The organism is Garicola koreensis (assembly GCF_014195445.1).
In the GTDB taxonomy this organism is placed as follows: domain Bacteria; phylum Actinomycetota; class Actinomycetes; order Actinomycetales; family Micrococcaceae; genus Nesterenkonia; species Nesterenkonia koreensis.
The window spans coordinates 1048764-1072651 of record NZ_JACIBT010000001.1 but is presented as its reverse complement, the minus strand read 5'-3'; the positions used below and the strand labels follow the sequence as shown (position 1 = coordinate 1072651).

20 protein-coding genes are annotated in these 23888 nt (G+C 67.3%); all 20 read left to right on the top strand.

The features are described 5' to 3' along the window. Positions 1-132: 132 nt before the first annotated feature. The 20 genes from rsmH (at position 133) to dnaE (ending at position 23826) form a co-directional block, all read left to right on the top strand. On the top strand, positions 133-1137 hold the full coding sequence (rsmH, locus tag FHX47_RS05040) for a 16S rRNA (cytosine(1402)-N(4))-methyltransferase RsmH (protein WP_183357723.1): 1005 nt from the start codon (positions 133-135) through the stop codon (positions 1135-1137). Next, on the top strand, positions 1134-1769 hold the full coding sequence (gene ftsL, locus FHX47_RS05035; protein ID WP_183357722.1) for a cell division protein FtsL: 636 nt from the start codon (positions 1134-1136) through the stop codon (positions 1767-1769). The genes rsmH and ftsL overlap by 4 nt, the downstream gene beginning before the upstream one ends. Positions 1770-1792: 23 nt before the next feature. After that, positions 1793-3559, top strand: coding sequence for a peptidoglycan D,D-transpeptidase FtsI family protein (locus FHX47_RS05030; protein ID WP_183357721.1), 1767 nt, complete (start codon positions 1793-1795; stop codon positions 3557-3559). After that, complete coding sequence (locus FHX47_RS05025) at positions 3556-5181, top strand: Mur ligase family protein (protein WP_343064303.1); 1626 nt, start codon at positions 3556-3558, stop codon at positions 5179-5181. The genes FHX47_RS05030 and FHX47_RS05025 overlap by 4 nt, the downstream gene beginning before the upstream one ends. Beyond that, positions 5178-6602, top strand: coding sequence for a UDP-N-acetylmuramoyl-tripeptide--D-alanyl-D-alanine ligase (locus tag FHX47_RS05020; protein WP_183357719.1), 1425 nt, complete (start codon positions 5178-5180; stop codon positions 6600-6602). The genes FHX47_RS05025 and FHX47_RS05020 overlap by 4 nt, the downstream gene beginning before the upstream one ends. After that, the gene (mraY, locus tag FHX47_RS05015; protein WP_183357718.1) at positions 6599-7705 is read left to right on the top strand and encodes a phospho-N-acetylmuramoyl-pentapeptide-transferase; all 1107 of its coding nucleotides are present in this window, start codon (positions 6599-6601) and stop codon (positions 7703-7705) included. Before FHX47_RS05020 ends, mraY begins: the two co-directional genes overlap by 4 nt. After that, complete coding sequence (murD, locus tag FHX47_RS05010; RefSeq protein WP_246327914.1) at positions 7687-9252, top strand: UDP-N-acetylmuramoyl-L-alanine--D-glutamate ligase; 1566 nt, start codon at positions 7687-7689, stop codon at positions 9250-9252. Before mraY ends, murD begins: the two co-directional genes overlap by 19 nt. Before the next feature lie 11 nt (positions 9253-9263). Beyond that, positions 9264-10532, top strand: a complete 1269-nt coding sequence (ftsW, locus tag FHX47_RS05005; protein WP_183357717.1) for a putative lipid II flippase FtsW — start codon at positions 9264-9266, stop codon at positions 10530-10532. 21 nt (positions 10533-10553) lie between these two features. Further along, complete coding sequence (gene murG, locus FHX47_RS05000) at positions 10554-11645, top strand: undecaprenyldiphospho-muramoylpentapeptide beta-N-acetylglucosaminyltransferase (RefSeq protein ID WP_183357716.1); 1092 nt, start codon at positions 10554-10556, stop codon at positions 11643-11645. Continuing rightward, positions 11642-13051, top strand: coding sequence for a UDP-N-acetylmuramate--L-alanine ligase (gene murC / locus FHX47_RS04995; RefSeq protein ID WP_183357715.1), 1410 nt, complete (start codon positions 11642-11644; stop codon positions 13049-13051). Before murG ends, murC begins: the two co-directional genes overlap by 4 nt. Then, positions 13048-13809 (top strand): cell division protein FtsQ/DivIB, encoded by a 762-nt coding sequence (locus tag FHX47_RS04990; RefSeq protein ID WP_183357714.1) that lies wholly within the window; start codon positions 13048-13050, stop codon positions 13807-13809. Before murC ends, FHX47_RS04990 begins: the two co-directional genes overlap by 4 nt. Positions 13810-14129: 320 nt before the next feature. Beyond that, positions 14130-15317, top strand: coding sequence for a cell division protein FtsZ (ftsZ, locus tag FHX47_RS04985; RefSeq protein WP_183357713.1), 1188 nt, complete (start codon positions 14130-14132; stop codon positions 15315-15317). A 26-nt stretch (positions 15318-15343) separates the two neighbouring features. Continuing rightward, the gene (locus tag FHX47_RS04980; RefSeq protein WP_183357712.1) at positions 15344-16054 is read left to right on the top strand and encodes a purine nucleoside phosphorylase YfiH/LACC1 family protein; all 711 of its coding nucleotides are present in this window, start codon (positions 15344-15346) and stop codon (positions 16052-16054) included. Next, positions 16054-16779, top strand: a complete 726-nt coding sequence (locus tag FHX47_RS04975; RefSeq protein WP_183357711.1) for a YggS family pyridoxal phosphate-dependent enzyme — start codon at positions 16054-16056, stop codon at positions 16777-16779. Before FHX47_RS04980 ends, FHX47_RS04975 begins: the two co-directional genes overlap by 1 nt. Positions 16780-16829: 50 nt before the next feature. Next, the gene (locus FHX47_RS04970) at positions 16830-17468 is read left to right on the top strand and encodes a cell division protein SepF (RefSeq protein ID WP_183357710.1); all 639 of its coding nucleotides are present in this window, start codon (positions 16830-16832) and stop codon (positions 17466-17468) included. A 29-nt stretch (positions 17469-17497) separates the two neighbouring features. Beyond that, a complete protein-coding gene (locus FHX47_RS04965; RefSeq protein WP_183357709.1) occupies positions 17498-17791 on the top strand; it encodes a YggT family protein in 294 nt (97 codons plus the stop codon). A 111-nt stretch (positions 17792-17902) separates the two neighbouring features. Beyond that, on the top strand, positions 17903-18790 hold the full coding sequence (locus tag FHX47_RS04960; RefSeq protein ID WP_183357708.1) for a DivIVA domain-containing protein: 888 nt from the start codon (positions 17903-17905) through the stop codon (positions 18788-18790). A gap of 22 nt (positions 18791-18812) precedes the next feature. Further along, on the top strand, positions 18813-19370 hold the full coding sequence (locus FHX47_RS04955) for a signal peptidase II (protein WP_183357707.1): 558 nt from the start codon (positions 18813-18815) through the stop codon (positions 19368-19370). Continuing rightward, entirely contained in the window at positions 19367-20311 is a 945-nt protein-coding gene (locus tag FHX47_RS04950; RefSeq protein WP_183357706.1) for an RluA family pseudouridine synthase, read from the top strand. Before FHX47_RS04955 ends, FHX47_RS04950 begins: the two co-directional genes overlap by 4 nt. Then, positions 20308-23826 carry a DNA polymerase III subunit alpha gene (dnaE, locus tag FHX47_RS04945; protein WP_183357705.1) on the top strand — a complete coding sequence of 1173 codons (3519 nt, stop codon included), beginning with the start codon at positions 20308-20310 and terminating at the stop codon, positions 23824-23826. The genes FHX47_RS04950 and dnaE overlap by 4 nt, the downstream gene beginning before the upstream one ends. Positions 23827-23888 lie beyond the last annotated feature (62 nt).

Sequence of the window (23888 nt, the reverse complement as noted above, 5' to 3'; positions counted from 1 at the left end):
GCCCTTGAGTGCGCCTCCTTACCGCTGCGGGCGTCCTGACTTCACTTCCCCGATGTCAGGCAGCCCCAGCGGTGGGGGAGCAGGCTTAAGGGCCTTTTCTGTCCGGCCACAGGCACACCGAAGGAGACTCACATGGCAGGCGGCGCAGCTGCGGACCGGCACGTGCCGGTCATGCGTGAACGCTGCACAGCCCTGCTCAGTGAAGCCTGCCGAACCGTGGCCGCCGACGGGTCTGTGCCGGTGGTCATTGATGCCACGCTGGGGATGGGCGGCCACGCCGAAGCCCTGCTGCAGGCCGAACCGCAGGCACACGTCATCGGCGTCGACCGTGATCCCCAGGCGCTGGAGCTCGCCCAGCAGCGGCTGGGCGAATACGGCCGACGCTTTCGCGGCGTCCGCGCCGTCTATGACGAATTCGACCAGATCCTGAGCGCACTGGACCCGCAGGAGAAGCTGGCCGGGGTGCTCTTCGACCTGGGCGTCTCCTCCCTGCAGCTGGATGAGGCCGCGCGCGGCTTCGCCTATTCCTACGACGCCCCGCTGGACATGCGCATGGACGCCTCAGCGGACTCCGCGGACGAAACTGCGGCCGATATGCTGGCGCGCATCTCAGAGGCGCAGCTGCGACGGATCCTCTCCGAATACGGTGAGGAGCGCTTTTCCGGCCGCATTGCCCGCCGCATCGTGGAGGCGCGTGAGGCTTCGGCGATCACCACCACCGCCCAGCTCACCCACATTGTGGACGCCGCGGTGCCCGCAGCCGCCAAACGCCGCGGCGGCCACCCCGCCAAACGCAGCTTCCAAGCAGTGCGCATTGCCGTGAACCAGGAGCTGGAGGTTCTTCAGCGGGCCGTGCCGGCCGCCCTGGATGCGGTGGAGGTCGGCGGTCGCGTCGTGGTGCTCAGCTACCACTCCCTGGAGGACCGCATCGTCAAACGAGCCATCGCGGCCAGGACCCAGTCGTCGGCACCGGTGGGCCTTCCGGTGGAGCTTCAGGAGCACAAACCCAGCTTCACCGTCGTCGTTAAGGGCGCCCAGCTCCCCACGGAGGCCGAAACGGCGCAGAACCCGCGAGCCGCCTCCGCCAAGCTGCGGGCAGCTGAGAAGATCAGACCAACTGCAAGGAGCACAGCATGAGCGTCCTCTCTGTGGCAGAGATGCGTCCCGGCCGCGCACCGGAGCCTGAATCCTTCGCGGCTCCGTCGCTGACCGCGGTGCCCACAGTGCGTCGACGCCGCAGGGGGCTGATGGCCGGGGTGATCGCCCTGCTGCTGCTCGCCCTGGGCGCAGTGCTGATCGTCAATATTCACGTCGCCAACTCTCAGTACCAGGTGGTGCAGATGAACAACACTCACGAAAGCCTGGTGCATGAGAACGCGTCACTGACCCAACAGGTCCAGGTCCTTCAGTCGCCGCAGTCGCTCTCCAGCTCCGCAGTCACCCTGGGCATGGTGATGCCCGCTTCCGCCGGGACGTTCGAGTTGGACACCGCCGCAGTCCTCAGCGGCGCCGAGGCCGCATCCTCGGAGGAGCGGCCCACCAACTTCGTCTCAGCCCCCAGCACGGCCGGCGCAGACGCCACCGCGCCTGTCGATGTTGCTGAGCGCGCCGAGGGGGCGCCGGGCGGACTGCTCGGTGCGGGCGCGTTGCACACGCTGATCACCGGTGACGCCGGGCAGAATAGCAGTGATGAGAATCAGTCCGGCGAGGCGGACCGGACTGACCCGACACGCGGCGGCGGAACCATCGACGCGCCGTCGCTGGACTGATCGCCACAGCCGAAGGAGGGCCCATGAACCGGATTCTGTCCTTCCGCATGCGCATCGGTCTGGCGATCGTGCTCGCCATGCTCGTGCTGCTCAGCGGGCGGCTGTTCCACGTCCAGGGTCTGGACACTGCTGGCCACGCCCAGGAAGCCGTTTCCGCCCGGTTGGCCTCGGTGGAGGTGCCCGGTGTGCGCGGCGACATTCTCGACGCCGACGGCCAGGTGATGGCCACCGCCGTGGAGCACTACGACATCGTCGCCGACCCGAGGATCGTCGGCGACTACACCGTCGACGACGAAGACTTGGGGCTGCAGCGGCCGGTGACCGTCGAAGAGACTGCCGATGAGCTGGCCGAGGTGCTGGATGAGGACGCCGATGAGCTGCTGGGGAAGCTCACCGATGACGACACCCACTACGCGGTGCTCTCCCGGTCGGTCACCCCCGAAGTGCGGCAGGAGGTCAAGGACCTTCAGGCGCCGGGAATCTACGCCGAACCCGTACCTGAGCGGACCTACCCTTCGGGTCCGGTGGCCGGTTCGATCCTCGGATTCGTCGGATCAGACGGACCGCTGGAAGGCATCGAAGCCGCTGCCGATGAGCACCTGAGCGGCGAACCGGGAGAACGCATCTACGAGGTCGGTGCCGACGGGGTGCGCATCCCCACAGCAACCTACGAGGAGGTGCCGGCCGTCGACGGTCAGGACGTGCGACTGACCATCGATCAGGACCTTCAGTGGTTCGCTCAGGAGGCGGTGGCCCAGAAGACCAACGAGTACAGCGCCGAATGGGGCAATGCGACGGTCGCAGATCTGGACACCGGTGAGATCCTGGCGATGGCCGACTCGCAGACGGTGGACCCGGCTGAGCCCGGTGAGACTGATGAGCTCTTCCGGCGCCCGCTGGCACTGACCCAGGACTTTGAGCCGGGCTCGGGCGGCAAGTCCGTCACCTTCGCCATGGCCCTGGAAGAGGGAGTGACCAGCCCCACTGAGAGCTACACGGTTCCCTATAAGTACACCTCTGACGGCCAGACCATCCAGAACGCCAGAAGTCATGAGGACTATGACATGACCGCTGCGGGCATCTATGCCCGCTCCTACAACACCGGCACGGTGATGATCGGCAATCAGGTGGATGAGCAGACCCGCTACGACTACCTGAGGCAGACCGGCTACGGTCAGCCGCTGGACATCGGCCTGGGCTCTGAGGCGAAGTCCATCCTGCGCCCGCCGGAGGAGTGGGACAACCGCCAGCCGATGACCACCCAGTTCGGCCAGGGCTACACCGGCTCGGTGCTGCACACTGTGCAGATGAACCAGATGATCGCCAACGGCGGGGTGAAGCAGCCGCTGCGGATCATTGATGCCTATGTCGACCCGGACGGGACCGAACATCCCGTAGAGTCCCAGCAGGAGCGGATCTTCTCCGAGTCCACCTCAGAAGAGATGCTCAAACTGATGGAAGGCGTCGTCGACTACGGAAGCGGCCAGGGCGCTGCGATCGACGGCTACCGGGTGGGCGGAAAGACCAGCACCGCCGAAGCGGCCGGGGACAACGGAGGATTCGACGGCTACACCGTCAACTTCACCGGCGTCGCCCCGCTGGATGACCCGCAGTTCGTCGTCTCCGTCACTGTTCACCGTCCCTCCGGCAGCTTCGGGGACTGGGAGCTGGCCGACGCGTTCTCCGAGATCATGTCCCACACTCTGGCCAGCTACGACGTGCCGCCCTCCGGATCCGAGTCGGAGGCCTATGATGGTTTCGTGGGCGAGCGGCAGGACTATCCGTGGTGACTGGGGCAGATGTCGGCGCCCTCACTGAGCAGCTGCGCGCCGCAGGGCACAGCCCCATCCTGACTCCGGTGGCCGGCTACGCTGAACGGGCCAGGGTGACCGGCGCGGCGATGCGCCCCAGCGACGTTCAGGCCGGCGACCTCTACGTCGCCGTCAGCGGGGCCCGCGCCCACGGTGCAGACTTCATCGCCGACGTCATGGCCCGCGGCGCTGCCGCAGTGCTCACCGACGCCGCCGGTGTGCCCAAAGTCCGGGAGGCGGCGGGCTACCGGCTGCCGGTGATCGAAGTGGCAGCCGTCCGCGATGCCGCCGGCCCGGCCGCAGCTGCGGTCTACGGCACCACTGCCGTGTCCGACCCGGCCCTGTTCGGGGTCACCGGCACCAACGGCAAGACCACCACCACCTACTTCCTGCGCGGACTGCTCACCACGCTGCTGGCGGCGGCCAAGCGCAGCACCGGCCTGATCGGCACCATCGAAATCGCCGCCGGCGCAGAGCGCATCGCCTCGGAGATGACCACCCCGGAGGCGGTCCAGCTGCATGCGCTGATGCACCGATTCCGCGCCCAGAATGTGGCCGCAGCCGCCATGGAGGTCTCCAGCCACGCCATCAGCTACCAGCGGATATCCGGGCTCTACTTCGACGTCGCGGGCTTCACCAACCTCACCCAGGACCATCTGGACCTGCACGGCTCCATGGAAGGGTACTTCGCAGCCAAGGCAGAGCTCTTCCGCCGCGCGCGCACCCGCATCTCGGTGATCACGGTGGACGACTCCTGGGGCCACCGCATGGCCGCCGAGGCCACCGGTCACGTGGTCACCCTCGCCACCGCGGGGCCGCCGGCACAGGCCCACTGGGAAGTCTCTGATGTGGTGCCCGAGGGTCTGGGAAGCGCCTTCACCCTCACCCACCGCGAGTCGGCAGAGCGCATCCGCACCTCCACGGCGCTTCCCGGGGACTTCAACGTCTCCAACGCTGCGCTGGCGGCAGTCATGGTGCTCGAAGCCGCCTCGGATCCCACACGCCCCCAGGAGTTCAGCCGTGCCGACGTCGTTGCCGCCCTGCAGCAGGATCGGCCCTTCCACGTGCCGGTGCCCGGCCGCATGGAGGTCATCGCCACCCGACCGGCGGCCATTGTGGACTTCGCGCACAACCCGGATGCGATGATCCGCACCCTGGATGCCGTGCGCCGCCCGCTGGTCGAGCAGGGCCGGGGCAGACTGATTCTGGTGATCGGCGCAGCTGGGGAACGAGACGTCACCAAACGCCCCACTATGGGGGCGATCGCAGTGCGGATGGCCGATCACGTCATCATCAGCGACGACGACCCGCACGGCGAGGATCCCGCCGAGATTCGGGCTTCGCTCATGGCCGGGGCCCGGGACGCCCAGGCCACCGGGGGGCTAAGCACCCAGCTGCAGGAGATCGCACCGCGCGGCGACGCCATTGCTGCCGCAGCGGCTCTGGCCGGTGAGGACGACACAGTGCTGCTGGCCGGCCGCGGCCACGAGGACCACCAGGACTTCGCCGGTGAGCGGGTCGAGATCGATGACCGCACTGAGCTGGCTCACGCTCTGCGCGCGCAGGGCTTCACCGTGCTGCAGAAGGGAGACAGCACATGATCGCACTGACCGCCGCTGAGATCGCCGAGGCGGTATCCGGAGAGCTGCGCGGGATCGCCGACCCGCACAGCATCACCGTCACCGACGCCGACACCGACTCTCGCAGCGCCGTCGCCGGTTCGATGTTCATCGCCAAACCCGGAGAGCACACCGACGGGCACCGGTTCATCGACGCCGCCCGCAGCGCCGGGGCCGTGCTGGTGCTCGCGCAGCGGGCCACCACCGATGCCTCCGGGACGCCGGATCCGGCCGTGATCGTCGACGACGTCGTCACCGCTATGGGTGCCCTGGCCGCCGAGATCGTCACCCGCATCCGCGCGCACTCACCGACCACAGTGCTGGGCATCACCGGCTCCGCCGGAAAGACCACCACCAAGGACCTGCTCGCCGCCCTGCTGAGCCCCGAAGGCGCCACCACCGCACCGCAGGGCTCCTACAACGGGGAGGTCGGAGTGCCGCTGACCATCTTCGGCGCCGCACTGGACACCCGCTACCTGATCGTGGAAATGGGCGCCGACGCCCCCGGCAACATCCGCCAGCTCTGCGACATGGTCAGACCCGATATTGGGACCGTGCTGATGGTGGGCTCCTCGCACGCAGCCAATTTCGGCGACCAACAGTCCATCGCCCAGACCAAGGGCGAACTGGCCGAAGCGGTCCCGGCCGGCGGGCACGTGATCCTCAACGCTGACGATCCCCGCGTCTCAGCGATGGCCAGCCGTGCGGCCGCACCGGTGACCCGATTCGGCCAGGGCGAATCGCCCCAGGTGGCTGCCGCCGATCTGCAGCTCGACGAGGACGGGCACCCGGTCTTCACCCTGCGCATCGGCCGTGATGAGCACCGCATCAGAAGCGGACTCACCGGCGCCCACCACATCACCAACCTGCTGGCCGCAGCCGCCGCCGCCTGGCGGGCCGGGGTGGCCGTCAGCGATATCGCAGACCGGCTGCAGGGGCTGGGGCCCACCAGCCGCTGGCGCATGGAGCGCACCGAGCGGGCCGACGGGGTCACCGTCATCAACGATGCCTACAACGCCAGCCCCGAGTCGATGCGGGAGGCCCTGCGCACCCTGGCCATCCTCACCCGCGAATCCGGGCGGCGCAGCGTGGCGGTGCTCGGGGCGATGCTCGAACTCGGTGCCGACTCCACGATGGCCCACCACCGGATCGGCGAGACCGTGGTGCGGCTCAACATCGGCCTGACCCTGGTCATCGGCCACGACGCCTACCCGCTCTACCGCGGGGCGGTGGCAGAAGGCTCCTGGGGCAGCGAGGTCCAATGGGTGGAGACTGTTGAGCAGGCGCAGGACTGGCTGCGCACCGCACTGCGGGGCGGCGACGTCGTGCTGTTCAAATCATCCAACGGCGCGGGGCTTAGACTTCTCGGAGACCACATCGCCGCACAGGAAGGAATCGAGTGATCGCCGTCGTCATCGGTGCCCTCCTCGGGCTGGTCCTCACCCTGGGCGGCACCCCCCTGTTCATCCGGTTCCTCGTCAAGCGCGGCTACGGCCAGTTCGTCCGCGACGACGGGCCCACCACCCACCACGTCAAGCGCGGCACTCCCACGATGGGCGGTGCGGTCATCATTCTGGCGGTGCTGCTGGCCTATGGGGCCACCCACCTGCTTCTGGTGCTGAGCACCGATGCCGCCCGCGGGCCCACCGCCTCCGGGCTGCTGCTGCTGCTGCTGATGGTGGGGATGGGCCTGGTGGGATTCTTCGACGACGCCGCCAAGATCACCAAGAAGCAGTCCCTGGGGCTCTCTGCCTGGGCGAAGATCCTCGGGCAGGGCTCGGTGGGAGTGCTCTTCGCCGTGCTGGCCCTGCAGTTCCCGAACTCCCAGGGTCAGACCCCGGCATCCACCGCCATTTCGTTCGTCCGCGAGACGGTGCTGGACTTCGCCGTCCTCGGCCCGGTGATCGGCGCCATCCTCTTCGTCATCTGGGCCAATCTGATCAACACCGCCGCCACCAACGCGGTCAACCTCACCGACGGTCTCGACGGGCTCGCGACCGCAGCGACCGCCATGGTCACCGCCGCCTACACGGTGATCTCCATCTGGCAGTACAACCAATCCTGCGGCGGGCTGCGGTCGGTGGACTCGGTCTGCTACACGGTGCGTGACCCTATGGATATGGCCACTGTGTCGGCGATCGTCACCGGCGCGCTGATCGGATTCCTCTGGTGGAACACCGCCCCGGCGAAGATCTTCATGGGCGACACCGGCTCGCTGGCACTGGGCGGTGCGCTGGCCGGCTTCGCGATCCTGACCCACACCCAGCTGCTGTTCATCATCCTGGGCGGCCTCTTCGTGCTGATCACCCTCTCGGTGATCATCCAGGTCCTCTACTTCAAAGTCAGCGGCGGCAAGCGGGTGTTCCTCATGGCCCCGCTGCAGCACCACTTCGAGCTGAAGGGATGGGACGAGGTCACCGTGGTGGTGCGGTTCTGGATCATCGGCGCACTGGCGGTGGGCCTGGGCCTGGCCGTCTTCTACGGCGAATGGGTGCTGACGCGGTGATGGCTGAGCACGACGACGCCGCAGCGGCCGCACTCGATCAGCTGCGCGGCTGGGACGGCCCCTGGACGGGACTGCGTGTGGCCGTCACCGGCCTGGGCGTCACCGGCTTCTCCGCAGCCGACACCCTCGCCGAGCTGGGCGCGGAGGTGGTGGTGGTCGACGCCGAGGCTACGGAGAAGAAGCAGCGGGATGCCGAGACCCTGCGCATCGTAGGTGTCAGCGATATCCGCTTCGGCCCCCAGGCGGTGAGCACACTGCCGCAGATCGCCGACGCCGACCCCGACCTGATCCTCACCTCCCCGGGGTGGCGGCCCGATTCGCCGCTGATCAGCGCAGCTGCCCACGCCGGCATCCCCGTCTGGTCAGACGTCCAGCTCGCCCACCGGCTGGGGGCACGGCCCGGCGCCGCACAGCCGCAGTGGCTGACCGTGACCGGCACCAACGGCAAGACCACCACGGTCCAACTGCTGGAGGCGATGCTGATCGCCGCCGGAAAGCGCGCGGTGGCCTGCGGCAACATCGGGGTGCCGATCCTGGACGCGATCCGTGACCCGATCGGCTATGAAGTGCTCGCCGTTGAGCTCTCCAGCTTTCAGCTGCACTACACCGAAGCGCTGAGCGCCACGGCCTCGGCGGTGCTGAACATCGCCGAGGACCACGTGGACTGGCACGGCGGCTACCCCGGCTATGCCGCGGCCAAGGCCCGCATCTATGAGGGCACGGTGACCGCCTGCATCTACAACGCTCAGGACCCGGTCACCGAAGCGATGGTCGCAGCCGCCGACGTCGTCGAAGGCTGCCGTGCCGTGGGATTCACCACCGACACCCCCGACGTCTCGATGCTGGGGATGGTGGAGGACATCCTGGTGGACCGCGCCTTCCTCGAGGACCGGCGCCACCAGGCCCTTGAACTGGGCACCCGGTCCGACTTTGCCGAGCTGGCGCCTCAGCACATGGTGGCCAACACGCTGGCCGCGGCCGCATTGGCGCGCAGCGTCGGGGTCCCGCCGGCGGCCGTTCAGCAGGCCATGCGGGACTATCAGCTCACAGAGCACCGCATCCAACCGGTGGCCAAGGCCGAGGACGTGCTGTGGGTCAATGACACCAAGGCCACCAACCCCCATGCCGCCGCGGCCGCACTGGAGAGCTTCACCGATGTGGTCTGGATCGCCGGGGGCCTGCCCAAGGGCATTGACTATGCCCCGCTGGTTCAGCGGGTGGGCCACCGGCTGCGGCAGGTGATCCTCATCGGTACAGACTCTTCCCAGCTGCGCTCCAGCCTTGAGCGACACGCGCCCGGCGTGCCGGTCATCGGTGCCGGTCTGCGGGAGGATGAGACGGAGAAAGCTCTGCGCTCGGCTGCGGGCCGCACAGCCATGCGGACCGCTGTGGAACTGGCCGGACGCCTGGCCGAACCGGGTCAGACCGTGCTGCTGGCACCTGCGGCGGCGTCCATGGACCAGTTCGACTCCTACGGTGACCGGGGAGAGGCGTTCATCGAGGCGGTCGCGCAGCTGATGCAGAGCAAAGGTTTCAGCACCGACTAAGGAGGCACCAGATGCAGACCGCCTCTGACGGTTCGGCCGGTCGCGCCTGGCGTGCCGAGCGTGCGCAGCGCCGCACCCGGCGCATCCGCAGGCTCTGGGACTTCTTCGAAGGCGGCAACCCCTACACCAACTACTGGCTGGTGCTCGGCGCCACCTTCGCACTGGCGACGATGGGACTGACCATGGTGCTCTCCTCCACCTCGGTCAATGCAGACGGGCAAGCCTTCACCACAGCCAGCCGCCAGGCCGTCTGGGCCGCCATCGGGGTGATCGGGATGTTCGCCATGTCCCTGGTGCCCACCCGCTGGATGGGCACCATCGGCTGGCTGCTGATGATCCTCTCCTCCGTGCTGCTGCTGCTGGTGGCCTTCTCGCCGTTGGGCCACACCGCCGGAGGCTCGACCAACTGGATCCGCATCGGCCCGGTTCAGGGCCAACCCTCCGAGCTGGCCAAACTCGCGCTGGTCCTCTGGGGGGCGGCCGTGCTGGCGCGCAAGGGAAAGCTGATCCGGCACTTCACCCACTGGATGATGCCCTTCGTCGCCCCCGGAGCACTCGCGGTGCTGGTGCTGGTGACCGCCGGCGGAGACCTCGGCACCAGCGTGATCATCATTGTGCTGGTGGGTGCGCTGCTCTTCGCCGCGGGCGTGTCCATGCGCTACTTCCTGATCGCCGCAGCGATCGCCGCGGCCGCCGTGGCCGCGCTGATGGTGATCACGCCCTACCGCATGATGCGGGTCAACGCGTGGCTCGGCACCAACTGTGACCTCCCGCAGGAGCCCTGCTACCAGACGGAGCAGGGCCTCTACGCCCTGGCCTCCGGCGGGTTCTGGGGCGTGGGGCTGGGCCAGTCCCGCCAGAAGTGGGCCTATATCCCCGAGGTGGAGAATGACTTCATCTTCACCATCATCGGCGAGGAGCTGGGCCTGCTGGGCACCCTGCTGGTGCTGGGACTCTTCGCAGTGCTGGTCGTGGGGATCTTCCGGATTGCCGCGGCCAGCGACGAGCGCTTCGTCAAGTTCGTCTGCTTCGGCATCGTCGCCTGGCTGGTGGGCCAGGCGTTCATCAACATCGCCATGGTCACCGGAATCATCCCCGTAGTGGGGGTGCCGCTGCCGTTCATCTCCTACGGCGGGTCCGCGCTGACCTGCGCGATGCTGGGCGTCGGGGTGGTGCTGAACTTCGCCCGCCGCCAGCGCATCGATGCGACCACCCCCAACCGGGGTGCGAAGGCCACCCGAAAGCGGTCTACACTGGCACCGCTGACCAAGACCGCGTGAAACCTGAAGGGCACCTATCCGATGACAGCTCCCACAGTCGTGCTTGCCGGCGGCGGAACAGCCGGCCACGTCAGCCCCATGCTCGCCATCGCGGACGCCATCACCGGGATTGACTCCGCCGCCCGGGTGTCGATGATCGGCACCGCTGCCGGTCTGGAGACCCGGCTGGTGCCGCAGGCCGGGTTCGAACTGGACCTGATCGACAAAGTCCCGATGCCCCGGCGGCCCAGCCGCGACCTGCTTCACCTTCCGGCACGATTCCGCACCGCCGTCCGCGAAGCCGCTGACATCCTGCGCCGCCGCCGCGCTGATGTGGTGATCGGAGTGGGCGGCTACGTCTGCGCGCCCGTCTACCTTGCCGCGAAGCGACTGGGAATCCCCACAGTCATCCACGAGGCCAACACCCGGCCCGGACTGGCCAACCGCCTCGGCGCCCGCACCGCGGCCTTCGTCGGCACCGCCTTCGAAGACACCCCGCTGAAAGGTGCGCAGTGGGTCGGCATGCCGATGTCCACCGAGATCTCCCAGCTGGACCGCAGTGCGGCACGCGCCTCAGCCCGCGAAGAGCTCGGCCTGGACCCCGGACGCACCACACTGGTGATCACCGGCGGCTCCACCGGGGCGCTGAACCTCAACCGTGCCGTGGCCGCCGCCCTGACCGACCTGCTGGAGACCGACGCCCAGATCCTGCACCTGACCGGTCGCGATAAGCGCGTCACCGACAGCGCCGGAGAGCCCCTGGCAGCTGCGGGCTACCACCAGCGGGACTATCTGGACGGCATGCATCTGGCCTATGCGGCAGCCGATCTCATGGTGGCCCGCAGCGGGGCCGCCACCGTCTGCGAGGTCGCCGCAGTGGGGCTGCCGGCGGTCTTCGTGCCGCTTCCGGTGGGCAACGGCGAGCAGGAGCTCAACGCCCGCGGACACGTAGACGCCGGCGGTGCGCTGCTGGTTAAGGACGAACACTTCACCCGGGACTGGATCAGCCGCAATATTGTGCCGCTGCTGCGCGAGCCGCGGCTGCTGCAGACCATGCAGCAGCTCTCCGCCGACCGCGGCATCACCGACGCCGACCAGCGCATGGCACGGGCCGCGCTGAAGGTCAGCGCATGAGCGGTCTCAACGAGCTGGGTCACGTCCACTTTTTGGGACTGGCCGGCGTCGGGGTCTCCGCCGTGGCGAAGCTGATGCTCGCCGCCGGGGTGCCGATCTCCGGAACCGATGCCAAGGACCTGCCGGTGCTTGAGCAGTTCCGCGACGCCGGGGTGCCGGTGCGGGTGGGCTACAGTGCCCAGAACCTGGCATCGGTGGAAGCCGAGGCCGGACACCGGGTGGACACGCTGATCGCCTCCTCGGTGGCCACGGCCGGAAACCCGGAGTACGACGCCGCCGCAGCCGGCGGGCTCACCCTGCTGCACCGCTCGCAGGGGCTCGCCGCCTGCATGGCCTCCAAGCGCGCCGTCGCAGTCGCCGGAACCCATGGCAAGACCACCACCTCATCGATGGCTGCGGTGCTGCTGCACACCGCCGGCCGCCAGCCCAGCTTCGCCGTCGGCGCCGACGTCACCGGACTGGGCACCAATGCCGCCCTGGGCGCGGGGGAGTGGTTCGTCGCCGAGGCGGACGAATCCGACGGCTCCCTGCTGAACTATCGCCCCGAAGTGGCCGTGGTCACCAATGTGGAGCCGGACCACCTGGACCACTACGGCAGCGCGGAGGCAGTCGAACAGGTCTTCACAGACTTCACCGCCAACATCGTCGACGGCGGCGCCCTGGTGCTCTGCGCCGAGGACGCCGGCTGCCGCTCCCTGCAGCAGAGGGTGACCGGGGCACTGGCTGCCCGGCAGGTGAGAATCCTCACCTATGGGTTCGGGTCTGAGGCCGATCTGCGCCTTCAGGTCACCGCCGCATCCGCCGGGCAGCGGATCAGCTTCACCCACCAGGGCGCGCGTGCCGCAGCCGATCTGAACGTGCCCGGTGAGCACAACGCGCTCAACGCCGCAGCCGCAGTGGCCGTGGGCCTGCGGACTGGACTGAGCCTCAGCGCGGCGGTGGAGGCGGTGAGCGCCTACACCGGCAGTTCACGCCGGTTCGAGCTGCGCGGTGAGGTCAGCGGCATCCGGGTCTATGACGACTACGCCCACCACCCCACCGAGGTGGCGGCTGTGCTGCGCGGAGCGCGCAGCGTGGCGGGCGCAGCCCGGGTCCACGCCGTCTTCCAGCCGCATCTGTTCAGCCGGACCCGAGACTTCGCCGCCGAGTTCGGCGCAGCCCTGAAGGCCGCCGACACGGCATCGGTGCTGGAGATCTATCCGGCCCGCGAAGAGCCGATCGCCGGGGTGAGTGCCGCACTGCTGGGCCACCCGGTGCGCAGCGCCCAGGCCACGCTGGCCCATATCCGCAGCACGGCCGAACCCGGTGACATTGTGCTGACCATCGGAGCCGGAGACATCACCCACCTGGCCGCAGAGATTGTGGCAGAGCTGCAGAGGCCGCTGGAGGACCCCCGGCCCAGATGAGCTCTCCCCACGACTCTGCGCTGTCCTTCCCCGAGCCGGAGAACATCACCGCCCGCCGGCGTCGTCGTCGAGTTCTGACTGCCCTGGGGGCCGGGCTGGCAGTGCTCCTCGGGCTGGTGGCGGTGCTGCACTTCTCCCCACTGCTGCCGGTGCGGGATATGGAGATCACCGGCAACGAGCTGCTCACCGACGCGAGGACCGATGAGCTGCTGGGCGACCTCTACGGGGAGCCCATGCCGCAGGTGGGCACCGCAGAGGTGCGCCAGCGGCTGCAGGAGGAGAACGTCGTCGCCGATGTCGAGGCCCACCTGGAGCTTCCCCACACCCTGCACATCGAGATCACCGAGCACCTTCCGGTGGCCGAAGTCCACCAGGACCAGGACGTTGAGCTCTACAACGAACACGGTGAGGTGATCCGCACCTTCGCCGGCCCCGAACAGTTGGAGGCCGGTGACCACGCCGCGGTGCTGATCGAGTCTGAAGCCGCGCTGCAGGATGAGGCGATCTTCGACGCGATCGTCGCCGTGCTGGGCGAGCTGCCCGAACAGGCGCGCGGGAGGCTGGAGTCCGCGGCCGCAGAGTCCATCGACTCGGTGCAGCTGGAACTCGCCGACGGGCGCACCATCGTCTGGGGCAGCGATGAGGACGGTGCCGAGAAGGCGGCGGTGCTGCAGGCTATCCTCGCCTCCGAGGACGAGGCCTTCACCGAAGCTGAAGTGATCGACATATCCACGCCCACCACACCAGTTACTCGGTGAGCCCACCTCCGGCAGGTAGTGTGGGTAGGGAAACAACTGAAGACTCCAGTCGGGACGGCTAAGGTTCAAGCTCAACTTGAACGTTGCCCCTCGGCCCAGTGGGGCTGAAGAATGACTCCTGTCACGAAGACTCCCGGTCGGTGTATGCGGACCGAGACGACGTCGACAGAGTCTGCCGCTTCCGAGGCATCCGCGAACTGCCTCGGCAGCAGCAGGCCCACTGGAGACGGGGAAGACAGTGAGGAGTCGTTCTCGACTCTGCTGACCGTCGGGAGTCTTCGTGCATCTGTGACTTCTCAATAGCTAAGGGACATACTCACGTGGCAACACCGAACAACTACCTGGCCGTGATCAAGGTCGTCGGCATCGGCGGCGGCGGCGTCAACGCTGTCAACCGAATGATCGAGGTGGGCCTGCGCGGTGTGGAGTTCATCGCCATCAACACCGACGCTCAGGCGCTTCTGATGTCGGATGCCGATGTGAAGCTCGACGTTGGCCGGGACCTGACCCGTGGCCTGGGTGCAGGCGCCAATCCCGAGGTTGGACGGCAGGCCTCCGAGGACCACGCCGACGAGGTTGAAGAGGTCCTGCGCGGGGCAGACATGGTGTTTGTCACCGCCGGTGAGGGCGGCGGCACCGGCACCGGCGGCGCCCCAGTGGTCGCACGCATCGCCCGTTCCCTGGGTGCGCTGACCATCGGTGTGGTCACCCGTCCCTTCACCTTCGAGGGTCGCCGTCGTGCCTCCAGCGCCGACGCCGGCATCGAGGCTCTGCGCGATGAGGTCGATACGCTCATCGTCATCCCCAACGACCGGCTGCTGTCCATCTCGGACAAGAACGTCTCGGTGCTCGACGCATTCCGCTCCGCAGATCAGGTGCTGCTCTCCGGTGTGCAGGGCATCACCGACCTGATCACCACCCCCGGCCTGATCAACCTGGACTTCGCCGACGTGAAGTCGGTCATGCAGGGGGCCGGCTCGGCGCTGATGGGCATCGGCTCGGCCAACGGCGAGGACCGTGCGATCAAGGCTGCCGAACTGGCGATCGCATCCCCGCTGCTGGAGGCATCCATCGACGGCGCCCACGGCGTGCTGCTCTCCATTCAGGGCGGCTCCGACCTGGGACTGTTCGAGATCAACGAGGCAGCCCGCCTGGTCCAGGAAGTGGCCCACCCGGAGGCCAACATCATCTTCGGCGCCGTCATCGACGACGCCCTGGGCGACGAGGCCCGCGTGACAGTGATCGCCGCCGGATTCGACGACGCCGACGCCACCTCCAAGCCCGCCGCCCCGGCGGCCAACCAGGCGCCCGCGCAGCCGCAGCGCCCGGTGGCACCGGTGGCCGGGGCCACCTCCGGCGCCGCAGCCGCCCCAGCGGCCGCCTCCCAGGACACCGCACCGCAGCAGCGGGTCGAGGAGACGCAGGAGGAAGAGCTTCCGGAGATCATCGAATCCGACTACTCCGGTAAGAAGGACGACGACCTCGACGTCCCCGACTTTCTGAAATAAGACTTCTGGCCGAACCTTCCCATCGCATGACAGGCGACGTGGACTCACCGTTCTGGTGGAGCGACTCCACCGGTGATGTCCACGTCGCCTTCACGTCCGCGGAGGCCGGAAACGTAGCCACCCACATCGGTGATTCCCAGGCGGCGCTGACCAACCGCGCCGACCTGGCCCAGCACCTGGGCGCCGCCCCGCGGTTTCTGGACCAGGTCCACTCAGCGGAGGTCTGCGACGCCGACACCGCCGGGGAGGCCGCCCCCACAGCCGATGCATGGGTCGGCACCGCGTCCGCCCCGCTGGCCGTACTGGTCGCCGACTGCCTGCCGGTGCTCTTCGCGGGGATCGACCGTGACCACCGGCCGATCACCGCCGCCGCACACGCGGGCCGGCAGGGGCTGCTGGCCGGCGTCCTGGAGCGCACCGCAGCTGCGATGCGCGCCCGCGGCGCACAGTCGGTGACCGCCTGGATCGGCCCCGGCGCCTGCGGAGGCTGCTACGAAGTTCCCGCGGACATGCTCGAAGCCGTGGCGGTCAACCGGCCGAGCATCGCCTCACGCACCAGCTGGGGGACACCCGCTCTGAACCTGCGCGCCGAGGCCCGCACCGTCCTGGAGTCCGCCGGAGCCGACGTCGTCGATGTTCCCGGGTGCACCATCGAGGACCCGCAGCTGTTCTCCCACCGCCGCTCACAGCGCACCGGGGACCCGCAGGGGCGCTTTGCTGGGATAGTTTGGTTCTGATGGCACAATCGCGCAGCGCAGAACTGACAGAGAAGCTCACCGCAGTCCACGGGCGCATCGATCGCGCCGTCGCCGCTGCCGGTCGCAAGGACCGGCCCGAGCTGATCGTGATCACCAAGTACTTCCCGGCTGCCGATGTGGAGCACCTGCACGGCTTGGGTCTGCGCGACGTCGGGGAGAACAAGGACCAGGAGGCGGCGGCCAAGGCTGCGGAGACCGCACACCTGCAGGATCTGAAGTGGCACTTCGTCGGGCAGCTGCAGAGCAATAAGGCCAAGTCGGTGGCGCGCTACGCCCACGCCGTGCACTCGGTGGACCGGCTGAAGGTCGCCAACGCCCTGGCCAAGGCCGCAGCAGCCGCCCTGGAGCGCGGTGACCGCACCCGCCCGCTGCAGTGCCTGATCCAGGTGGATCTGCGCGATCCGGCAGCCGAGGACGGCCGCGGAGGTGCCGCCCCGGCAGACGTCGACGCCCTGGCTGAGGCGATCGCCGACGCCGACGCGCTGCACCTGGCCGGTCTGATGGCGGTGGCCCCGCTGGATCAGCCCGCACGCCCGGCCTTCGAACGCCTGCAGCGCCTGAGCCGCCGGCTGCGCAGCATCCACCCGCAGGCAACCGCCGTCTCTGCGGGCATGAGTCAGGACCTGGAGGACGCCATCGCCTGCGGTGCGACACACCTGCGGATCGGGCGTGATGTCCTCGGGGAAAGGCCTGCGCACCGGTAGTCTCGGTCACGCGCAGTGACAACGACACAAACCTTCCCCAGGAGAATCTCATGGCCGGTGCATTCAAGAAGACCATGATCTACCTCGGCTTAGCCGATGGTGATGATTATCACGAGGAGAGCTTCGGCAACGAAGCCCCCTCAGCGCGCAGTCACGCCCACGCAGCGACCGGCGCCGACCACAGCCGCCCCGCAGCGGCGCATGCCTCAGCCGCACACGCATCCCAGCCCACCGGCGCCGTCGTCTCCCTCGCCGATCGTGCTGGCAAGCATGAGCAGCAGCACGACGACGCCGACCCGGCGGGCTCGTACAACGGCACCAATCTGGCTGTGGATCCCGACTACCGCGCCCCGGTGACCCCCATTAAGCGCGCCCCCTCCTCCCGCGACGAGAGCTCACCTATGCGAAAGATCACCACTGTTCACCCGCGCTCCTACAATGACGCGAAGATCATCGGCGAGTCCTTCCGCGAGGACATTCCGGTCATCATGAACGTCACGGAGATGGGCGAGGCGGAGGCCAAGCGCCTGGTGGACTTCGCAGCCGGACTGGTTTTCGGGCTGGGCGGATCCATCGAGCGGGTCACCAACAAAGTCTTCCTGCTGACGCCGAAGAACGTCGAAGTGCTGGCCGAGGATCAGGCTGCCGCTGAGCCAGAGGCGAACGCCGCGTTCTTCAACCAGTCCTGAACCCAGACTCTGAGGTAGCGTAGGCGGCTGTGGACCTCATCACTGCTCCGATCTATATCCTGCTGACCATCTACCAGTACGCGCTGATCATTCGGATCATCTTCAACATCACCGAATCCTTCGCGCGCCACTGGAAGCCCAAGGGGCTGGTGCTGGTGCTCGCCGTGGGCATCTACAGCATCACCGACCCGCCGATGCGATGGCTGCAGGGCCGCATTCCACCGTTGAACCTCGGCGGAGTGTCGCTCGATATGGGGTTCATCATCCTGTTCTTGGTGGTCATCATCGGCAAAGTCGTTGTGGCCTCCATCGGGGGCGCGTGAACCTGGGCTTGAAGGTTCGGCTCCGATCGCTGAACCGGTGATGGGGTATTCTGGCCCGCGAGACTGCACGCAGCCAATTTCCGGCCACTGATAATGAGGTGAGGCATTCCTATGGCTCTGACGCCAGAAGATATCCTGAACAAGGATTTCTCGGAGACCAAGTTCCGGCCCGGCTGGGACAAGGACGAGGTCGACGACTTTCTCGATGAGGTAGTCGTTGAATGGCGCCGACTCCTGCAGGAGAACGAGGAGCTCCGCGCTGAGGTCTCCTCGCTGCAGGACCAGCTGGATCACTCACCGGAGCACGTCGAGCCCGATGAGCTCAAAGATGCTGGGCTCTCCGGATACACCGGAACCGCCGCCGAGGTCACCGGCAGTGTGGAGCCGGTCCCGGACGAGGTGCAGCAGGACGAGGCACAGGAGACCGAGCCTGCCGCAGAGTCGGCCGTCTCCGCGCACACCGACTACGCTCCGGGGACCCGCCCGGCCCAAGAACGTCCGGTGGAGGAGACGCCGGCACCGGCTGCCGCTGCAGACGCTGATCAGCCCGCCGCTGAGGCGGCCGGGGTGCTCGCCATGGCCCAGCGGCTGCACGACCAGTATGTCTCCCAGGGCGAACAGCAGCGCACTCAGCTGATCACCGAGGGCGAGACCAAGCGTGAGGAGCTCATCACCGAGGGCACGGCCAAGCGTGACGAGCTGGTCTCCGAGGGTGAGCAGACCCGTGAGCAGTACATCACTGAGGGAGAGCAGAAGCGCACCGAGCTGGTCACCGAAGCTGAGACTCGTGCGGAGAACATGATCGAAGAGGCCGAGCTGACCTCCACCCGCACGCTGAACGCCTTGGAGCGGAAGAAGTCCGATCTGGAGAGCCGGGTGAGCGAGCTGACCAACTTCGAGCGCGACTACCGCGCCCGGCTGAAGGACTACATCGAGGGTCAGCTCAACGACCTTAACGCCAAGGGGTCCATCGAGAAGGAAACCACCGGCGCCGAATAAGCGGGACCGGTAGACTTCACTGGTGCCGAAAACTACCGCCCCCAGCCGCCGCACTGCCGTTCTCGCAGCGCTCATCATCGCCGCGACGGCCTGGCTCCTCGACCAGGCCACCAAGCGGTGGGTGGAATCAACGATGACCCTGGGTGAGCGGATCGAGGCGGTGCCGCCGGTGCTTCACTGGCAGTACCACCTCAACCCCGGCGCCGCCTTCTCCATCGGCACCGACCACACCTGGATCTTCACCCTCATTCAGTTCGCCGTCCTGTGTGTGACGATCTGGTATGCCCGCAGACTCGGTGGCTCATGGCTGTGGACCGTGGGCCTGGGCGGACTTGCCGGCGGCATCGCGGGCAACCTCACCGACCGGCTGTTTCGCCCGCCGTCGTTGGTCGAGGCCGGGTTCGACCAGTTCGGCCAGGGACACGTGGTGGACTTCATCGCGGTTCCGAACTTCGCGATCTTCAACATCGCCGACTCGTTCATCGTCTGTTCGATCATCGGACTGTGCGCCATGATGCTCTTCGGCCTCAACGTTGACGGCAGCCGAGAGACGAAGAAGCAGACTGAGCAGGAATCATGAGTACGCTGACCGTCCCCGAGGAAGGCGACGCCCAGCGGGCAGATGCAGTGGTCGCGATGCTCTGCGGGATCACCCGCAGCGAGGCTGCCCAGTGGATCGGCCAGCAGCGAGTCACCTGGGCACAGGACCGCACGCAGGGCAGAGCCGCCGGAGCGCCGTTGAAGAAGTCGGAACGGCTGCCGGCCGGGTCACTGATCCAGGTGGCCGTGCCTGCGCCGAAGGACCCGATCAAGGTGGAAGCCGTGCAAGATCTGAATCTGCTCTACCAGGACGCAGACATCGTCGTCGTCGACAAACCGGTGGGGGTGGCCGCCCATCCCTCGCCCGGGTGGCAGGGGTCCACGGTGATCGGGGGACTGCTGGCCGCAGGGGTGGAGATTGCGACCTCCGGCGCGCAGGAGCGGCGCGGCATCGTGCACCGGCTCGACGTGGGCACTTCAGGAGTGATGGTGGTGGCCAAGACGGAGCGGGCCTACAGCGTGCTGAAGGACGCCTTCCGCGACCGCACCCCTACCAAGACCTACCACGCGTTGGTGCAGGGGCTGCCCGATCCCTATGCGGGCACCATCGATGCGCCCATTGCCCGTCACCCCGGACACGATTGGCGCTTCGCCGTCGTCGAGGGCGGCCGTGAGGCCCGGACCCACTACCGGCTCATCGAAGCCTACGGTTCGGCCAGTCTGATGCACGTGACATTGGAGACCGGCCGCACCCACCAGATCCGGGTGCACTTCTCCGCGCTGGGCCACCCCTGCGCCGGTGACCTGACCTACGGCGCGGACCCGCAGCTTGCCAGCAGCTTGGGGCTGACCCGACAATGGCTGCACGCGGCCGAGCTGAGCATCACACACCCAGTCACCGCAGAGCACATCACCTTCGGCAGCGACTATCCGCAGGACCTGAGGCAGGCCCTTGAGATTCTCACAGGAGGCGACCGATGAGCAGGGGCTTCGTCCATCTGCACAACCACACCGAATACTCCATGCTCGATGGTGCGGCGAAGATTGAGGACCTCTTCGCCCAGACCAAAGCGATGGGCATGCCGGCGGTGGCCACCACCGACCACGGCTACATCTTCGGCGCCTACGAGTTCTGGAAGACTGCCCAGAACTACGACGTCAAGCCGATCATCGGCCTGGAGGCGTACCTGACGCCGGGCACCCACCGCACCGACCGGACCCGGGTGAAGTTCGGTGACGGCATCGAGGACGTCTCCGGCACCGGCGCGTACACGCATATGACCATGTGGGCTGAGAACACCCAGGGCATGCACAACCTGTTCCGGGCCTCATCGCTGGCCAGCACCGAAGGCTACTTCTATAAGCCGCGCATGGACCGCGAGATCCTCCAGACCTACGGCAAGGGGCTGATCGGCACCACCGGCTGCGTCTCCGGAGAGATCCAGACCCGGCTGCGCCAGGGCCAGTATCAGGAGGCGAAGAAGGCCGCCGGCGAGTTCCAGGACATCTTCGGCAAGGAGAACTTCTTCTGCGAGATCATGGACCACGGCATCGAGATTGAGCGTCGGACCCGAACCGACCTGATGCGCCTGGCCAAAGAGATGAACCTCCCCCTGGTCGCCACCAACGATCTGCACTACACCCACGCCCACGATGCCAAAGCCCATGGGGCGCTGCTGTGTGTGCAGTCGAACTCCACCTTGGATGACCCCAAGCGGTTCAAGTTCGGCTCCGAGGAGTTCTACCTGAAGTCCGCCGAGCAGATGCGCCACCTGTTCCGCGACTACCCCGAAGCCTGCGACAACACGCTGCTGATCGCAGAGCGCTGCCAGGTGGAGTTCAACGAATCCGCCTCCTACATGCCCCGGTTCCCCGTCCCGGAGGGGGAGTCGGAGCAGTCCTGGTTCATCAAGGAGGTCGAGCGGGGCCTGGCCTACCGCTTCCCGTCCGGGATCCCCGACGAGGTGCGCCGACAGTCGGAGTACGAGATCGGCGTCATCACCCAGATGGGCTTCCCCGGCTACTTCCTGGTGGTCGCCGACTTCATCACCTGGGCCAAGGAGAACGGCATTCGGGTGGGACCCGGCCGCGGCTCCGGCGCCGGGTCCATGGTGGCCTACGCCATGCGCATCACCGACCTGAACCCGCTGGAACACGGACTCTACTTCGAGCGGTTCCTCAACCCTGACCGCGTGTCCATGCCCGACTTCGACGTGGACTTCGATGACCGGCGGCGCAGCGAAGTCATCGACTACGTGGTCAACAAGTACGGCGATGAGCGGGTGGCGATGATCGTCACCTACGGCACCATCAAGTCCAAGCAGGCGCTGAAGGACGCCGCCCGGGTGATGGGCGAGCCCTTCGCCACCGGTGAGCTGCTGACCAAGGCGATGCCCCCGGACGCTCAGGGCAAGCCGATGCCGCTGGCTGAGACCTACGACGACGCCGGTGCGCGGTACAAGGAGGCCGGTGAGCTGCGTGAGCTGCTGGACACCGATCCGCGGCTGAAGGAGATCTTCGACGTCGCCACCGGCCTGGAGGGCCTGAAGCGCCAGTGGGGCGTACACGCTGCCGGCGTCATCATGTCCTCGGATCCGCTGATCGACATCATCCCCCTGATGAAGCGCGAGCAGGACGGCGCGATCATCACCCAGTTCGACTATCCCACCAGCGAGACCCTGGGTCTGATCAAGATGGACTTCCTGGGGCTGCGAAACCTCACCATCATTTCGGATGCTCTGGAGAACATCCGGCAGAACAAGGATGAGGACATCGACCTGGAGACCCTGGACCTCACGGACCGGCCCGCCTACGAGCTGCTCTCGCGCGGGGACACCCTGGGCGTCTTCCAGCTCGACGGCTCCGGGCTGCGCTCGCTGCTGCGCCAGATGCGGCCGGACAACTTCGAAGACATCTCCGCGACCATCGCGCTGTACCGACCCGGTCCGATGGGCGCGAACTCGCACACCAACTACGCGCTGCGCAAGAACGGCCAGCAGAAGGTCACTGGCATCCACCCGGAGCTGGAGGAGCCGCTCGCCGAGATTCTGGACACCACCTACGGGCTGATCATCTACCAGGAGCAGGTGATGGCCATCGCCCAGGCGGCGGCCGGGTACTCACTGGGCGAAGCCGATATTCTGCGTCGGGCCATGGGCAAGAAGAAGAAGGCTGAGCTGGACAAGCAGAAGGTCGGGTTCTTCGAGGGCATGAAGAGCAACGGCTACTCGCAGGAGGCCACGCAGACGCTGTGGGACCTCCTGCTGCCGTTCTCCGACTACGCCTTCAACAAGGCGCATTCGGCCGCCTACGGGCTCATCGCGTACTGGACGGCCTACCTGAAGGCCAACTATCCGGCCGAATACATGGCAGCGCTGCTGACCAGCGTGGGGGAGAACCGGGACAAACTGGCCCTCTACCTCTCCGAGTGCCGGCGGATGGGCATCACCGTGACCCCGCCCAGCGTCAACGAGTCGACACTGGACTTCACCCCGGTCGGTGACGACACGGTCCGCTTCGGCATGGGTGCGGTGCGCAACGTCGGTTCCAACGTGGTGGTGGGGATGGTCTCCGCGCGCCAGGAGCAGGGCCGCTATGAGTCCTTCAGTGACTTCTTCAAGAAGGTCCCGGTCCAGGTGTGCAATAAGCGCACAGTGGAGTCGCTGATCAAAGCCGGCGCCTTTGACGAGATGGGGCACACTCGCCGCTCGCTGGTGGCGGTCCATGAGCAGGCCATTGACCAGTCCATCGGGCAGAAGCGCAAAGAGGCGGAGAACCAGTTCGACCTGTTCAGCGACTCTGCCCTCGACCTGGGCGAGGCCCTGCAGGTCAGCGTTCCCGAGCTGCCGGAGTGGGACAAGATGGATAAGCTCTCCTTTGAGCGCGACATGCTGGGGCTCTACGTCTCAGACCACCCGCTGCAGGGGCTGGAGCGCACACTGGCCCAGCATGCCGACCGTTCGATCGCCCAGGTGATGAGTGAGGACGGCCCGCCGGACAACGCCACGGTGACGATCGCCGGAATGATCACTTCCCTGCAGCGCAAAGTCGCCAAGTCGGGCAACCCCTACGCCCGGGCCGAGGTCGAAGACCTGGTCGGCACCCTGGAGGTGATGTTCTTCGGCAAGACCTACCAGGCGGTCTCCATGGTGCTCGCCGAGGATCTCGTCGTCGCCATCAAGGGCCAGGTGGACCGCCGCGAAGACGGCGGGGTGGTGCTCAAAGCCATGGACGTCACCGCCCTGGACACCCAGGAGGACGGCACAGCGGGCCCGGTGGTGCTCAGCGTTCCGGTGCAGAAGGCCACTGAGAAGGTCGTTGCGGAGCTGGGCAGCACGCTGAAGGCGCATCGCGGCAACGCCGCAGTCCATGTCAAGCTGCTCTCCGGACACAAGGTCGAACTCATGCGACTCGGCGACGATTTCCAGGTCACCCCCTCACCGGCGCTGTATGGAGATCTGAAGGTCCTACTCGGGCCGACCTGCTTGGAGAGCTGAACCACTGAACCCCTAGATGTTGTGGCGGAAAAGTTGGTGGACACTATATCTAGTAGCTAGAC